A 14,235-nucleotide genomic window follows, 5' to 3' on the forward strand; every position below is an offset into this window, starting at 1 on the left:
TTTAGTGCCATGGGCAAAGAATCAGGGCAGACGCATTCAGTCGTCAAACAGCGGCGCGCTTGGCGCCGGAACCATCAGTGCGAGGCGGCTTCCACCATGAGCGAGGTGACCGATGCCTGCGCCGCCTGGGCCAGCCCGGCCTGCCGCGCCACCGCCTGCGCCACATTGGCGACGAAGGTGACCATCTGCTCGTCAGTCGGCGGCATGGGGAGCATGACGACGGGGCTCGGCATTAACGCGACGATGGCCCGGTCGGCCAGTTCGACGCTCGATTCAGCATTGCGGGCCGAGGGCTGGATATGCGCCAGCACATCGGCAATCTCGGCATGGATGCGGGCATAATCGGCAGCGGCGGCGGAGCGTTCGCGATCCCGCAGCAAGGCGGCGCGGGAGGTCTCGCCCTCCGCCCCGCCATGCATGGCACGGGATTGGGAAACGGCAGGCACGGCCAAGGGGCTGCGCTCCGTTGCGCTGGTCACCGGGGTGACAGCCCCGGCGCGGGGCAAGAACTCGTTCATGACACATTGCCTTCTAATGTGTCCCCATCAACAAAAGACGGACGAGTTCGGCTAAGCTTTAATTCACGATATTGCGCCCATCCGCATCGAATCGCATCGCCTCGGGCAGATCGATGTGCGGACGGTCCATCTCGGTCGCCATGGCATGCTCGATCCGGTAGACGAAAGCCAGGATGGCAGCGACGGCCATGAACAGCCGCTCGTCCACTTCCTGCCCCGCGCGCGAGGTGAAGTAGATGGCGCGGGTAAGCTCGGGATATTGCAGCACCGGCCGGCCCTGATCGGCCGCGAGCGTGCGGATCGCCGCGGCGATTTCATCGGAACCACGCGCCACCACCACGGGCGCCGCATCGCGCCCCGGATGATAGCGCAGCGCGACGGCGAAGTGCGTCGGGTTGGTGAGCACCACCGTGGCCTCTTCCACCGCCTTGCGCACCGAGCCGTTGAGCGTCTCATATTGCCGCCGGCGGATCGCGCCCTTGAGCTCGGGCGAGCCTTCCGTCTCCTTGTGCTCCTGTTTCACTTCCTGCTTGCTCATGTTGAGCCGCTTCATGCGCTGGAAGATCTGCGCCGGCACGTCGATGCCCGCGATGAGGAACAGGGCGGCGGCCAACGCGAGCGTGACGACCACGAAGATGTGGCCCATCTCGCTCATCGCCGGCATCACCCCGGTCTTGGCCATGCCGTGGATCGCATCGAACTGCCGCCACAGCAGCACGCCGCCGATGCTGCCGAGCAGCACCACCTTGGCGAGCGATTTGATCAGCTCGATGATGCCCTGCATGCCGAAGATGCGCTTGAGCCCGTTGATCGGGTTCATCCGCTCCGGCTTGGGCACGAGCGCGCCGGTGCGAAAGCCAAGCGAGCCAAGCACGGCAGGCGCGGCAATTGCCGCGACGACCGTCGCCAGCAGCACGCCCGCGAGCGGCAGCGCGATGATGGCAAGCAGATGATAGGCGCGCTGCTCCGGCGCGAAGCCCGCAATATCGCCCTGATCGAACCGCAAGGCTTCGGCGAGCATCAGGCGGATGGCGTCGATCAACGCCGGCCCGGCAATCGCGAGCCAGCCGACGCCGGCCATCACGACCATGGCGGTGGAGAGTTCGCGGGACTGGAGAATGTCGCCCTTGCTGGCCGCGTCCGTCAGACGCTTGGCTGTTGGCTTCTCGGTCTTTTCGCCGCCGCCGGAGGCTTCCTGCGCCATGGTTCAGCCGCCCGCCAGCAAGCGGCTCATGTCGAGTCCTTGGCGCAAGGCGTCGCTGATCGCTTCCCCCATGACCGGCGCGGCGATGGCGAGCAGCACGAGGCCAGCCAGCAGCGTCGCCGGCAAGCCGACCGCGAAGAGATTGAGCGACGGCGCAGTGCGCGCGAGCATCCCCATGACGAGCTGGACGAGAATGAGCGTGAAGGTGACCGGCAGGGCGATGATAACGCCCGAGGCGAACATGGTGCCGCCGAACTGCGCGATGCTCTCGAACGCGCTCGCCGGCATGAGATTGCCGGGGGGCAGCGCCTTGTAGCTCATCACGACATATTGGATCAGCAGCAGATGCCCATCCATGGCGAGCAGCAGGAAGGTGGCAATGATCGAGAGGAAGCGGCCGACGACCGGCGTCGGCTGGCCCGAGAGCGGATCGACCATGGAGGCAAAGCCGAGGCCCATGGCGTTGGCGATGGTCTCGCCGGCGATGAACGCCGCCGAATAGCCGATCTGCAAGGCGAAGCCGAGGCTGAGGCCGGCGATCACTTCCGCCGCAACAAGGGCGATGCCGGCGATGCTCGCCAGCCCTTGCTCGGGCAGCGCAAAGGGGGCGCTGTTGAGCGCGGCAATGCCGATCGCGAGGCTGAGGATGATGCGCAGCTGCACCGGGACGGCAGCAGCACCGAAGATCGGCGCGGCGAGCAATGCGGCGCCGGGCCGGATCATCGCCAGCATCCAGAGCCACAGCTGCGCCTCGAGGCCCGCAAATGCCGGTGCGATCATCTGAGCAGGTCCGGAATCCGCTCGAAGATCTCGCGCGTGAAATCGGCGATGAGCATCAGGATCGCCCCGCCGAACAGCGCCAGCGTCACCGCGACGATGATGAGCTTGGGCACGAAGGAGAGCGTCGCCTCGTTGATCGAGGTGGCGGCCTGGATCATGCCGATGATGACGCCCGCCAGCAGGGCCGGGATCAGGATCGGCCCGGTCGCGAGCGCGGCAACCCACAGCGCCTGCTGGGCGAGGCCGACGAAGAAATCGCCATTTTCCATGCGATGTGCTCCCTTTTCTGCCCGCTCAGGTCGCGAACGAGCCGGCGAGGGAGCCCATGGTCAGCGCCCAGCCATCCACCAGCACGAACAGCAGCAGCTTGAACGGCATGGAGATGATCGTCGGCGAGAGCATCATCATACCGAGCGCCATCAGCGTGGAGGCGACGACGAGATCGATGATGAGGAAGGGCAGGAAGATCATGAAGCCGATCTGGAACGCGGTCTTCAGCTCGCTGGTGATGAAGGCCGGCAGCATGATCGAGAAGGGAATCTCCTCGGGCGAGCGGAAGGCCGGCACGTTGGCGAGGTTCTGGAACAAAGCGAGGTCGTTCTGGCGGGTCTGCTTGGCCATGAAGCCATGCAGCACCTTGCCTGAGCGGCTCACCGCTTCCTCGATGCTGATCTGACCCTCGCCATAAGGCGTGTAGGCACTGGCGGTGATCTGGTCGATCGCCGGGCGCATCACGAACAGGGAGAGGAACAGCGCGAGGCCGACGAGCACCTGGTTCGGCGGCGTCTGCGCAAGGCCCAGCGCCTGACGGAGCAGCGAGAGCACGATGATGATGCGCGTGAAGCTGGTCATCATCAGCACCAGCGACGGCAGCACCGTCAGCAGGCTCATCAGGACAAGGATCTGCAGCGAGATGGAGAGCGGGCGGCCATCGCCCGAAACATCGTCGAGCGCGCGGGTCAGCCCGCCGGATGCAGCAGCAGCGCCTTGCGGCAGCGCGCCTGTGGCGGGCGCCTGGGCTTGCGGGGCCGGTGCGGCGGCGGCGGGTGCCGGCGCGGCGGGCGCGGGCGCGGCAGGTGCAGCTTGGGCGAAGGCGGGCTGCGTGAGGCTCAGCGCAGCCAGAAGCAACGCGCAAAGGAACGCCACACCGATCAGCAAACCCGTGCTCCTGCGGAAGCAGGAGCCCAGGGCGGAGAGGAACGGCGACTCCGCCCTGGACTCCTGCTTCCGCAAGAGCACTTGGGTGGTCGCCAGAATGGGGTCAACCATGACGGGTTTCGCTCTCCGCGATCTTCTCGACCTTGCCGCGCGAGACCGAGAGCAGCAGGCGCTTGCCCTCGAACTCCACGACCGCCAGCTTGCCGAGCGTGCCCATGGGCAGCACATCGACCAGCTTGACCATCCGGTCGCGCTGGCCGGCGCCCAGCATGCCGGGCTGATATTTGCGCCACAGCCACAGCGCGCCGTAGGCCATGCCGCCCACCAGCGGCAGCATGATGAGCAGCTTGAGGAAATACCAGGCGAGCGCGCTCATGCGCGGCGCTCGAGCCCGGCGAGGCGCGCCTCGGTGGACGCGATCTCGACGATGCGCACGCCATAACGGCCGTTCACCGTCACCACCTCGCCCCGGGCGACCAACGTGCCGTTGACCATGATGTCCAGCAGGTCGTCGGCCTGACGATCGAGCTGCACGACGCTGCCCTCGCCCAGGTTCATGATCTCGGCCAGACGCAACTGCGTGGCACCGACCTCGACGGACATGCGCACCGGAATATCGGCCAGCAGGGCCATGTTGCGGCCCAGACCCATGTCGACGGGTGCGGCGGCCTCAGCCCGGAGTGTTTCGCTCATCTCGGTCATTTCTGTTTATCCTCAGGCCAGTTTTTCGATCATGAAGGCGGCACTGCCGTCCTGTTCGCCCACGGTGCCCTGCGCGAACACGCGGTCACCGACGAGCAGCGGCAATTGCCGCGCGATGTGGATGGGGATGACGTCGCCAGGCTTCAGCGACATCAGCTCCGCCATTTTGAGATTGGGCCGCGCCAGCACCGTGCGGACGGGGAAGCGCACATCGTCCAGCCGGGTGGCCAGACGGGTCCGCCAGACCGGATCGGCCGGCCGCGCCTCGTCCCCCGCCTTGGGCGAGCCGACGATCTCCAGCCCGCCAAAGCCGGCCTTGGGATAAATGAACTCGATGATGCGCGGGCGATGATCGCCCATGTCGACCTCGAACCCCTGCACCACGATGGCCGTCTCACCGGGCATCAGCTGGGCATGGGCCGGATTGGTCTCACGGTTGATGAGCACCGGCTCCAGCGGGGCGATCTCGGCCCAGCATTCGACCAGCGCCGCGATGATGCCATCGGCAAGTCGGGCGCCGAGCCGCGTTTCCGTGGGCGTGAACTCGCGCTTGTCGCTGCTCGCGCGGTCGCCCTTGCCGCCATAGAAGCGGTCGACCAGCAGCGAGACCAGCGGCGCGTCGATGCGCAGCACCACTGGCCCCTTGATTGGGTGCAGGCGATAGAGCGAGAGGCTGGCGAACTCCGGAGCGCTCGCATCCCACATCATGAACATGGTTTCTTCGAGTGGCAGCGCGGTGACCAGCGGACGCGCCCCCCCATAGGGCTCGATGATCGCGCGCAACCGGCGGCTCACCCGCTCGCCGAGTTTTTCCAGTCCGCTGATCGCGGCGACCGGCTCACTGGTCTGTCGCCCGAGCGCGAAAGGCTGCACGTCATTCATCGTTCATTGTCCCCGTCCGACCCCCGTCGGACACGGCGCTACTGAATAACGAAATTGGTAAAATAAACGTTATCAATGCCGCCGTAGCCCGTCTTTTCCTTCAAAACATCGTTAATAACGGTCAGAAGTTTCGCCTGGAGCTTCTCCTTGCCCTGCGGGGTCGAGAGGTCGAGCTCCTGCTCCTGCGCCATCATCATCAGGATGGCCGAGCGGATCGGCAGCTCATGCGCCTGCACCGCCTCGATCACGCGCTGGTCGTAATAGGTCGACACGGCGATCGAGACCTGCGCGAAGGAGTCACTGTCCGCGAGGTTGGAGGTGAACGGCGCCGGGATCTGGAAGTAGGTCGCCTGATACGCCGAGGGATTGGCCGGGCGGGGCAGATCCACGCCCTTCCCCTCGCGCTCCGGCGCGTGCTGCTCGGCGGCCTTGGCAGCCCAGGTCTTGGCGACCTCCTCGGGCTTCTCGCCGGTCAGCACCAGCTGCGGGCGAAAGGCGTCTTCCGCCGGCCCGCTTTCCTTGTGCATGGAGCCAGCGGCGAAGAACCCCGCGGCCGCGCCACCGCCACCCAGCAGCGCCACGGCGCCAAGTATGATGATCAGCTTCTTCTTGCCGCCGCCCTTCTTCTTGGCGGCGCCGGCGTCCGGTGCATCACTCATCAATCGATCCCCTTAAGCAAAGCGCACATGCCCGTCGGCACTGTCGCGCGCGGCGACCCTGCTCTCATCGGGCTGGCGAGATTGTTCCCCGGCGACGCGCGGGAACGATGTCCCGCGATCGCCATCCTGTCCGCGACCCTGCTGCTGCATCTGGCTAGCCAGATCGCGCTGGGCCTGGCCCTGGGCCTGATTTTGCGCCTGATTTTGGGCCTGGCTCTGCGCCTGACCCTGATCGCGCGCGGTATCCGAGGAGGCGCCGGCCTTCTCGACCGTGATCTGCCCGAGATGCAGGGTGGCAAGACGTGCATCGGCCTGCAGCGTGCCGCGCCCTTCGTTGAGGCGCCGTGCGGCCTCATCCGTTTCGGCCGTCAGGCGGATGTCCATGGCGCCGGCGCCCTGGAACACATCGACCTCAAGCCGGCCCAGATGCGGCGGGTTGAGCGAGAAGCGGCTATGCCCGCCGCCTTCCGCCAGCCCGGCGATTTCCCGCGCGAGCCGATCGATCCACTGGCCCGAGACGCCCATGTCGATAACCTGCGCGCCCAGCGCCGAGGCTGCCGAAGGCGCCGCCTGGCCTGCGCCGCCAGTGCTGCTGATAGCGCCACTCTCGGTCGAGATGCCGACGGGCAAGTCGATGACGAAGCGCTGGGCCGTGTCTGGAGCCGGCGCCGCGGCCTTGCCGGTCGTCGCGCCCTGCGCCGCCAGAGCATCTGCCAGGCTGGCACCCTCCGCCTTTGGAGAGTCCGCGCCATCGGCCTTGGGGGCAGCGAGCGCTGCCACGCCGGCGGCTGCCGTCGCGCCATCCTGCGATGAAGCGGCGGCACGGCCTCCCTTGGGTCCGGTCCCGGCGGCGACGTGCGCAGCCATGGCCGGCATGCCGGGCGCGAGCGGGAAGGGAATGACCTGCGCCTGCAGGGGCTGCGCGGGCGCCGCAGCGTTGGTGGCGCCATCATCCGTCGCGGCCGTGTCACCGGCCTCGGCGTCTGCATGCGGCTCGCCCTCGGTCAACACCAGGGCGGCATCCTGGGGCGGCTGCGCTGTCGCAGCGCCCTGCTGGGCCTGCTGCGCCTGCAGCTGAGCCGCGACGGTAACAGTCTGCTGGGGCTGGCTCGCGAACCGATCAGGCGCTGTCAAAGCCAGCTTTCCACCGCCGACCAGCGCGAGGATATCGGCGCTGAAGCCTTCGTCCGGGGCGCCGGCCGGGCCGGTCGTGGCGGTCCCGTCATTGTCGACGACAAGGCTGAGGCCCGCGCTCCCGGCCGCCGGAGCGTTGCCGTTCAGCGCAGCCAGTTCGACAAGCGCAGCGAACTGCCCGCCCGTGGCGAGGCCCGGCTCCCCGGCCTTCGCATCGGCAGCAGGCGTGCGCCCCGTCATCATGCTGAAGAGCGACGTGATGTTGATCATTCTTCCAGTCCCCTGTTCTGCATCCGCCGGACGCGCGGCTGCGCGGCCAGCCGGGCTTCGCGCAGTGCTTCCCGTGCCGCCTTGGCCTTGTCCTTGAGGCGTTCGGCAATTTCGCGTTCCCGATCCGCCACCACCCGTTCCGCGTCGCGCGCGTCGATCCGCCGATTGGCATCGAACAGCGCGCCATCGAGCTGCCGGCCGGCGCGTTCCAGGCGGCTGGCGAGTTCGCGCCGCGCAGCGAAGAGTCCACCAATCTGCTGCCCGCTCTGGCCGCACAGCTCCTCGCGCACCTGCGCGATGCGGCGGGCATTGCTGGCGATCTGGCTCGCCTCGTCCTGCGCAAGCGTGAGCGCGGCGACGGCCTGATTGTGCTGCACGTCCCGCACCCGGACGAGGCGCTTGCGCGCGGCGACCATCCGGCTCATGCGCCGAACTCCGCGATCAGCGCCGCGGCGCTCGTATCGACGTCAATCGTGGACTTGCTGCTCTGGCGCAGGAAGCCGAGCAATTGCTGCCGGCGTTCCACGGCCTCGTCGATGGTCGGATCGTTGCCGGGGCGATAGGCGCCCATCAGGATGAGATCGCGATTTTCCTCATAGGCCGCCCACAGCCGCCGATAATTGGCGGCGGCGCGCAGATGCTCGTCATCGACGATGTCCGCCATCACGCGCGAGAGCGAGCGCCCGACGTCGATGGCCGGGAAGATGCTCTGCTCGGAGAGGTGCCGCGAGAGCACGATATGCCCGTCGACAATAGCGCGCGCGGTATCGACGATGGGGTCGTCGGTATCGTCGCCATCGGCCAGCACAGTGTAGATCGCGGTGATCGACCCGCCCGAGCGGCTGTCCACGCCGGCGCGCTCGACAAGGCGGGGGATGAGCGACAGCGCCGAGGGCGGATAGCCCTTCATCGCCGGCGGCTCGCCCAGCGACAGGCCGATCTCGCGCTGGGCATGGGCGCAGCGGGTGAGACTGTCGATGAGCAGCAGCACCTGCTTGCCCCGCGCGCGGAAATATTCGGCGATGGCGGTCGCGCGGGCAGCCGCGCGCAGGCGCAGCACCGGCGGATGATCGGCCGGCACGGCAACCACGACGCTCTTGTTCATGAGCGCGCCGCCGATCTTGGTCTCGAGGAAGTCGCTGACCTCGCGGCCGCGCTCGCCGATCAGGCCGGTGACGATCACGTCCGCCTCGGCGCCAGCAATCATCTGGCCCATCAGCACCGATTTACCGACGCCCGAACCGGCCATGATGGCGATACGCTGGCCGCGCCCGGCCGTGAGCAACGCATTCACCGCGCGCACACCGAGATCGAAGCGTTCCAGCACCCTGCCGCGATCCAGCACATTGCCGCGCACGCCGGCCAGCGGCCACTGGCCATTGGCAAGCACCGGCCCCTTGCGATCGAGCGGCTGTCCCATGGCATCGATGACGCGGCCGATCAGCCCCTCACCGACCTGCACCATGTTGGCGGCGCTGTCCGGCTCGACGCGCGCGCCATTTTCCAGCGGCGCATCCTGATCGAGCGGCACCAGCACGGCGCGGCTGCCCCGGAAGCCGACGACCTCGGCCCGCACCGACGTACCATCGGCCACACGAATACGCGCGCCGGCGCCGATGGGGCGGGAAAAGCCGGTCACTTCGAGCATCCCGCCATCATGGCCGACCAGCCGGCCGACATGGCGCGGCGCCTGATTGGGCACCTGCATATGATCGAGCAAGCGCGTAGCGCGGGCGAGTTCCGCCTGGATCACAGCCGGCCCTCCATATCGTCCATCAGCGCCTTGAGGCGCGCGAGGCGCACGTCCGGGCCATCCTCGATCCAGCCCTCCGCCGTGGCGAGACGGACCGATCCGCGCGGCACATCGGCGCTGGCCGCGAGCGAGAAGCGCAGCGGCTCGGCCTGCAGCAGCGGCAGATCCTCGGGATTGACCTCCAGCCGGGCCTTGGCGTCGTCCGTGTCGATGCAGGCGGCGACCGCCTCGCAGCGCGCACGGAGCACATCGGCGTCGATCGGAACTTCACCCACGATCTGCCCGACCAGACGGATGACCGCCTGGGACAGCAGCGTGGCGAAGGCGCCTTCATCCACTTTTCCGAGCGCCAGAACGGCGGCAGCCAGCTCCCGCCGCGCCGCATCGTCCTGTTCGGCGGCTTCGCGTGTGATGCGCTCGCCTTCCTGAAAGCCCTGCACGAAGGCATCGCGCGCGGCTTCCTCAATGGGGTCGACCGGCGCCTGAACGGCCAGCGTCTCATCATAGTCGCCGCCGGGCCCGCTTCCGCCGGGGAAGGTGACGTTCCAGGCCCGATGGCCCTGCTCCTCGGCATAGAGGTGGCGAAAGCCCCTGCCATCGCGCCCGACGCTGCCGAAATTGCCCCAACTCTCCAGCGGTGCGGCGCCACTGACGGAGTCGGCCGACCAGATCCTAGACATAGTCGTCGCCCTTTCCGCCCAGCATGATCGCCCCTTCCTCGCCCATGCGGCGCGCCTCGGCGATGATCGCCTTTTGCGCTTCCATCACTTCGGCAAGGCGCATCGGGCCGCGCTCGTCCATCTCGTCCTGAATGGACTGGGCGGCGCGTTGCGACATGCAGCCCAGAATGCGCGTACGCAGCGTGTCGCTCGCCCCCTTGAGCGCGACGACGAGAATGGCGTTGTCCACCGCCCGCATGAGCGTGCCGAGATCCTTGTCCGACAGGGCCTGCAGATTCTCGAAGACGAACATCTCATCCTCGATGAGCTGGGCGACATTGCGATCGCGCTTGTTGAGCGCCTTGATGATGCGCTGCTCATGATCCTTGCGGATGTTGTTCATGATCGCGGCAGCCTCGCTGGTGCCACCGCGCTTGGTGGTGCCGGCGGACGAGCGGCCCTGCGCCGGGCGGGAGGCGATGAGCTGCTCCAGCTCATCCAGCGCCTCGGTGCTGACCGGGCCGAGCGTGGCGACGCGATAGACGACATCGTCCTGCACCTCGGCCGGCAGCAGCTGCAGGGTCGCGGCGGCTACGGCCGGGTCCAGATGGGCCAGCACGATGGCCATGATCTGCGGATGCTCGGGCTCGATGATCGCGGCGATCTCAGCCGGTTCCATCCATTTGAGCATCGAGAGCTTGGTCGAGCGCGTCGGCGGCGTGATGCGCGCGAGCATATTGTCCGCGCGGTCGGGGCCGAGCGCCTTGTGCATGGCGCCGCGGATATGCTGGGTGGCGCCGTAGCCGATGGTGGTGCGGCCCCGCGCCTTGGAGACGAACTGGTCCAGCGCGGCATTCACCTCGTCCACCTCGACATCGGCGACGTCATACATGGCGTAGCCGAGCTGGCGCACCTCGTCCGGCTCCAGCCGGGAGAGGATCTGCGCGGCTTCATCTTCCTCGAAGAGCATCAGCAGCACGGCGGCAGCGGCGCTGCCGGTGAGCGGGCGGGCGGCTTCGACCTCAGCCATCGGCCTTCACTCCATCCTTGAGGAGATCGCGGACGACGAGCGCAGCGCGATCAGGGTCCTGCTTCACAAAGTTGCGGATCAGCGTGGCGCGGTCGCTATAGTCATGCGTGGCGCTGATCATATCGAGGGTCACCGGCTGGGCGGGGTCATGCACCGCCGCCGAGGCCCGGCCGATCTCTGCCTGGATTTCCGTGCCGATCTGCTGGCCGATCTGCGCATCGAGCACCTGACGCTCCGCCTGCGCGGCGGACCAGCGCTTGAGCAGCGGGCGGCCGATGCCGACCAGCAGCAGCAGCGCGACGAGCAGGGCCGAGACGTTGCGGGCGAGCATCGCCACCCAGGCTTCCTGATACCAGGGCGTCGCATCGGTCGCGGCGTCCCCGGCGGCTTCGGCGAACTTGCGCGAGGAAATCGCCACCACGTCGCCGCGTGCCTGATCGAAGCCGATCGCGCCTTTGACCAGCGCCTCGAGCGCGGCGATCTCCTGCGGGGTGCGCGGCTTGCCATCCGTGCCCTGATCCAGCGCGACGGCGATGGACAGGCGCTGCACGGTGCCCACGGCGTCCCGCGTCACGGAGACTTCGCGGCCCAGCTCGAAGCTGCGGTTGAAGGTCTCGGTGGTCTTGAACGGCGGCATGCCGGGTGCGGGCGGCGTCTGCATGGCGTTGGCCTGGGCCTGCGCCTGTGTCGGCGGCGGGCCGCCCGGATCGGCGGGATTGACCGGCGGATTGGGCTGCAGCGCGCCGGGGATGCCGCCCGGCGTGGCATTGGCATTGCCCTGCGCATCCGTGTTCCAGCTCCCGGTTTCGGCGCGCAGACGGGCTTCGTCCTGCGGATAGGTTTCGCGTGTGGCCTGCCGCTCGGCGAAGTTCACCTCGGCATGCACCTCGGTCGAGAACTTGCCGGCACCGATGATCGGTGTGAGCAGCGCGGTCACAGCCTGACGGTAGCGATCCTCGATGCGGCTCTGGATCTGGATCTGGCGATCCGTCTCCGCGCCGGCCCCGGTCGCATTGCTGAGCAGGCGACCATTCTGATCGACGACCGACACCGATTCCGGCGCCATATCGCCCACGGAGGAGGCGACGAGATGGACGATGGCCTCGACCTGCCCTTCGGACAGCGAGCGGCCATTGGCCAGTTGCAGCATCACGGATGCCGTCGGGCGGGAGCGCTCGCGCAGGAAGATGCTCGGCGCCTCGACCGCGAGGTGAACCCGCGCCTTGGTGACCGCGTCGATCGCCTCGATGGTGCGGGCGAGATCCATCTCGCGCGCGCTGCGCAGCTTCTCGCCCTCGACGGCGCGGCTCGCGCCCATCGGCATGGAGTCGATCAGCGTGTCGCCGGTCGGCGCGCTCCGGGGCAGGCCCTCGGCGGCGAGCTTCATCTTGGCGTTGAAATAATCGGTCTCGGCGACAGTGATCGCACCGCTCGTCTGATCGAAATTATAGGCGATGCCGCTCTTGCCCAGTGCCTCGGCCACGGCGGCCTGGTCGGCCTCGGGCAAGCCCCGGAACAGGTCGCGCTGCGGCGGTTCGCGCAGCGCCAGCCAGGCCAGCGCGGCGAGCGCGGCAACGGTGATCAGGCCGATCATCGGCAGGCTGCGCTGCACGGCGGGTTGCTGGAGCAGGCCGGTGAGGCGCAGCTTCATGCCCTGCGCGCCGGCCGCAAAGCCCGCGCCAGACCCGGAGAGGGCGGGCAAGCCGGGCTGCATCGCCGCCGGGTTGCCAGTGGTGGTGGTGATGTTCGCGTCGCTCATCTCATTACACCGGCATGCTCATGATGTCCTTGTAGGCGGACAGGAGTTTGTTGCGGACCTGCAGGGTCGTCTCGAAGCCCACCGACGCCTGCTGGCGGGTCAGCATGACCGCCGCGATGTCCGTGGTCTCGCCGCGCTCATAAGCAGCGGTCGCGTCGCTCGACTGGGTCTGCAGCTTGTTCACGCCCTCGATGGCGCTGCGCATGGCGTCCGCGAAATCGGCGCCACCTGCAGGGCTGCTGGCGGGCGCGCCGCCGGTCGCGGCACCGGCGGCGCTTTTCGCGGCGTCCTGGATCGCAGAGTTACGCTGGAGAATGCTCTGGCGCAGGGCCAGCACGCTATCGACGGAAAGTCCCGACATGATGATGCCTCCTGCGCTCAGCTAGCCAGCGCGAGGTCACGCATTTCAGCGAGACGGTAGCGCAGGGTACGTTCGGAAATGCCAAGGATGCGCGCCGCGCGGGCGCGGTGCCCGCCGGTGTCACGCAAGGCGAGGCGAATGGCGTCCATCGCCGAGGCGCGGGCGACATCCTGAAGACGAGCGCGGGCCGGCAGCGGCGCGGGCTCGGCCGGAACAGGCGCGGGCATGGCGTTGCCGGCAAGGCTGAGATCGCTCACGTCGATCTGGTCGCCTTCCCGCAACACGATGGCCCGCTGCAGGACATTGCCCAGCTCACGGGCATTGCCCGGCCAGCTGTGCGCGCCAAGATGCGCCAGCGCTGCGGGCGTCGGCCAGGCAAAGCCGGACTGGCCGCCCTGATGGCGCAGCAGAAACGAAGCGGTGATCGCCGGAATGTCACCCGGACGGCTTGCGAGCGCGCTCAGGTGCAGCGGCATCACGTTGAGCCGCCAGTAAAGGTCCGCGCGGAACCGACCGGCATCGGCTTCCGCCGAAAGATCGCGGTTGCAGGCGGCGACGACGCGCACATCGACCGGGACCGGATGCGTCGCGCCGACGGGAAGCACTTCGCCTTCCTGCAGCGCGCGCAGCAGCTTGGCCTGCAAAGCCAGCGGCAGTTCGGCGATCTCGTCGAGGAACAGCGTCCCGCCATTGGCAGCGAGGAACAGGCCGTCGGACGACGCGCCAGCACCGGTGAAGCTACCCTTCTTATGGCCGAAGAGCATGGCTTCCATCATGGTTTCCGGCAGCGCGGCGCAATTGACGGCGATGAAATCCTTGTCGGCGCGGGGGCTCATATCATGAAGGAAGCGCGCAATGCCCTCCTTGCCTGTGCCGGTCTCGCCCTGAACGAGCACCGTCGCATCGCTGGCGGCGATCCGCTGGGCGAGGCGCATCAGCATGGCGCTGCTCTCGTCTCCCACTGCTGGCATCCGCGCCGGGCGGAGCAGTTCGGCAATCAGGGCAAAGGCCATCGCCTTGTCCTGCCCACCGAAGGCAATGCGGGCGGGGAAGCCATTGGAGGCCGGCATGAAGCGCGGCGCACCCTCGCGCCACTCGATCAGCAGGTCGCGGCACGTTGCATCGGCAATTTCCTCGGCGAGAAGGATGCGCTGGATCGATTTACCACGCGGCGTGTCCGCGCCCACCGTTCGTACAGAAAAGCAGGCAGTATCGAGCCACACGTCCAGATCCGGCAACAGCCGCTGTACGCGCTGACTCATGTCGACATGCAACATGCGTAAGCCCCCGTTTTGGTCCAGTCCGGGCTCTTGCGAGCCACCCCCGTCTTGCCCGTTAAAAGTGATAAAAAATGCTTAGCATTCGG

The 14,235-nt window shown here is 67.8% G+C and carries 17 protein-coding genes; all 17 read right to left on the reverse strand.

The window, feature by feature from the left end:
- Window positions 1-74 precede the first annotated feature (74 nt).
- From M2343_RS12270 to M2343_RS12350, 17 genes are read right to left on the reverse strand one after another with little or no spacing between them, the layout of a single operon-like run.
- Window positions 75-518 carry a hypothetical protein gene (locus tag M2343_RS12270; protein WP_181560888.1) on the reverse strand — a complete coding sequence of 148 codons (444 nt, stop codon included), beginning with the start codon at window positions 516-518 and terminating at the stop codon, window positions 75-77.
- A 58-nt stretch (window positions 519-576) separates the two neighbouring features.
- Window positions 577-1,722: a flagellar biosynthesis protein FlhB gene (locus M2343_RS12275; RefSeq protein WP_264576885.1), complete on the reverse strand. Its 1,146-nt coding sequence runs from the start codon at window positions 1,720-1,722 to the stop codon at window positions 577-579.
- Window positions 1,723-1,725: 3 nt separating this feature from the next.
- Window positions 1,726-2,502: a flagellar biosynthetic protein FliR gene (fliR, locus tag M2343_RS12280; RefSeq protein ID WP_181560890.1), complete on the reverse strand. Its 777-nt coding sequence runs from the start codon at window positions 2,500-2,502 to the stop codon at window positions 1,726-1,728.
- Window positions 2,499-2,771 carry a flagellar biosynthesis protein FliQ gene (gene fliQ / locus M2343_RS12285; RefSeq protein WP_181560891.1) on the reverse strand — a complete coding sequence of 91 codons (273 nt, stop codon included), beginning with the start codon at window positions 2,769-2,771 and terminating at the stop codon, window positions 2,499-2,501. Before fliQ ends, fliR begins: the two co-directional genes overlap by 4 nt.
- A gap of 25 nt (window positions 2,772-2,796) precedes the next feature.
- Entirely contained in the window at window positions 2,797-3,771 is a 975-nt protein-coding gene (gene fliP / locus M2343_RS12290; RefSeq protein ID WP_264576886.1) for a flagellar type III secretion system pore protein FliP, read from the reverse strand.
- Window positions 3,764-4,036, reverse strand: a complete 273-nt coding sequence (locus M2343_RS12295) for a flagellar biosynthetic protein FliO (RefSeq protein WP_181560893.1) — start codon at window positions 4,034-4,036, stop codon at window positions 3,764-3,766. The genes fliP and M2343_RS12295 overlap by 8 nt, the downstream gene beginning before the upstream one ends.
- Complete coding sequence (fliN, locus tag M2343_RS12300; protein WP_413716019.1) at window positions 4,033-4,362, reverse strand: flagellar motor switch protein FliN; 330 nt, start codon at window positions 4,360-4,362, stop codon at window positions 4,033-4,035. Before fliN ends, M2343_RS12295 begins: the two co-directional genes overlap by 4 nt.
- 12 nt (window positions 4,363-4,374) lie before the next feature.
- Complete coding sequence (locus tag M2343_RS12305) at window positions 4,375-5,244, reverse strand: flagellar motor switch protein FliM (RefSeq protein ID WP_181560895.1); 870 nt, start codon at window positions 5,242-5,244, stop codon at window positions 4,375-4,377.
- A 38-nt stretch (window positions 5,245-5,282) separates the two neighbouring features.
- The gene (gene fliL / locus M2343_RS12310) at window positions 5,283-5,903 is read right to left on the reverse strand and encodes a flagellar basal body-associated protein FliL (protein ID WP_264576887.1); all 621 of its coding nucleotides are present in this window, start codon (window positions 5,901-5,903) and stop codon (window positions 5,283-5,285) included.
- A 12-nt stretch (window positions 5,904-5,915) separates the two neighbouring features.
- Window positions 5,916-7,307, reverse strand: a complete 1,392-nt coding sequence (locus M2343_RS12315) for a flagellar hook-length control protein FliK (RefSeq protein ID WP_264576888.1) — start codon at window positions 7,305-7,307, stop codon at window positions 5,916-5,918.
- Window positions 7,304-7,732, reverse strand: a complete 429-nt coding sequence (locus M2343_RS12320) for a hypothetical protein (protein WP_264576889.1) — start codon at window positions 7,730-7,732, stop codon at window positions 7,304-7,306. Before M2343_RS12320 ends, M2343_RS12315 begins: the two co-directional genes overlap by 4 nt.
- Window positions 7,729-9,060 carry a FliI/YscN family ATPase gene (locus M2343_RS12325; protein ID WP_264576890.1) on the reverse strand — a complete coding sequence of 444 codons (1,332 nt, stop codon included), beginning with the start codon at window positions 9,058-9,060 and terminating at the stop codon, window positions 7,729-7,731. Before M2343_RS12325 ends, M2343_RS12320 begins: the two co-directional genes overlap by 4 nt.
- A complete protein-coding gene (locus M2343_RS12330; RefSeq protein ID WP_264576891.1) occupies window positions 9,057-9,740 on the reverse strand; it encodes a flagellar biosynthesis protein in 684 nt (227 codons plus the stop codon). Before M2343_RS12330 ends, M2343_RS12325 begins: the two co-directional genes overlap by 4 nt.
- A complete protein-coding gene (gene fliG / locus M2343_RS12335) occupies window positions 9,733-10,749 on the reverse strand; it encodes a flagellar motor switch protein FliG (RefSeq protein WP_264571519.1) in 1,017 nt (338 codons plus the stop codon). The genes M2343_RS12330 and fliG overlap by 8 nt, the downstream gene beginning before the upstream one ends.
- Window positions 10,742-12,508: a flagellar basal-body MS-ring/collar protein FliF gene (gene fliF / locus M2343_RS12340; protein ID WP_264576892.1), complete on the reverse strand. Its 1,767-nt coding sequence runs from the start codon at window positions 12,506-12,508 to the stop codon at window positions 10,742-10,744. The genes fliG and fliF overlap by 8 nt, the downstream gene beginning before the upstream one ends.
- A 4-nt stretch (window positions 12,509-12,512) precedes the next feature.
- Window positions 12,513-12,869: a flagellar hook-basal body complex protein FliE gene (gene fliE / locus M2343_RS12345; RefSeq protein ID WP_181560903.1), complete on the reverse strand. Its 357-nt coding sequence runs from the start codon at window positions 12,867-12,869 to the stop codon at window positions 12,513-12,515.
- A gap of 17 nt (window positions 12,870-12,886) precedes the next feature.
- Window positions 12,887-14,146 (reverse strand): sigma-54 interaction domain-containing protein, encoded by a 1,260-nt coding sequence (locus tag M2343_RS12350; protein WP_264576893.1) that lies wholly within the window; start codon window positions 14,144-14,146, stop codon window positions 12,887-12,889.
- Window positions 14,147-14,235 lie beyond the last annotated feature (89 nt).

The sequence above is a fragment of the Sphingobium sp. B8D3B genome (assembly GCF_025961875.1).
Lineage (GTDB): Bacteria > Pseudomonadota > Alphaproteobacteria > Sphingomonadales > Sphingomonadaceae > Sphingobium.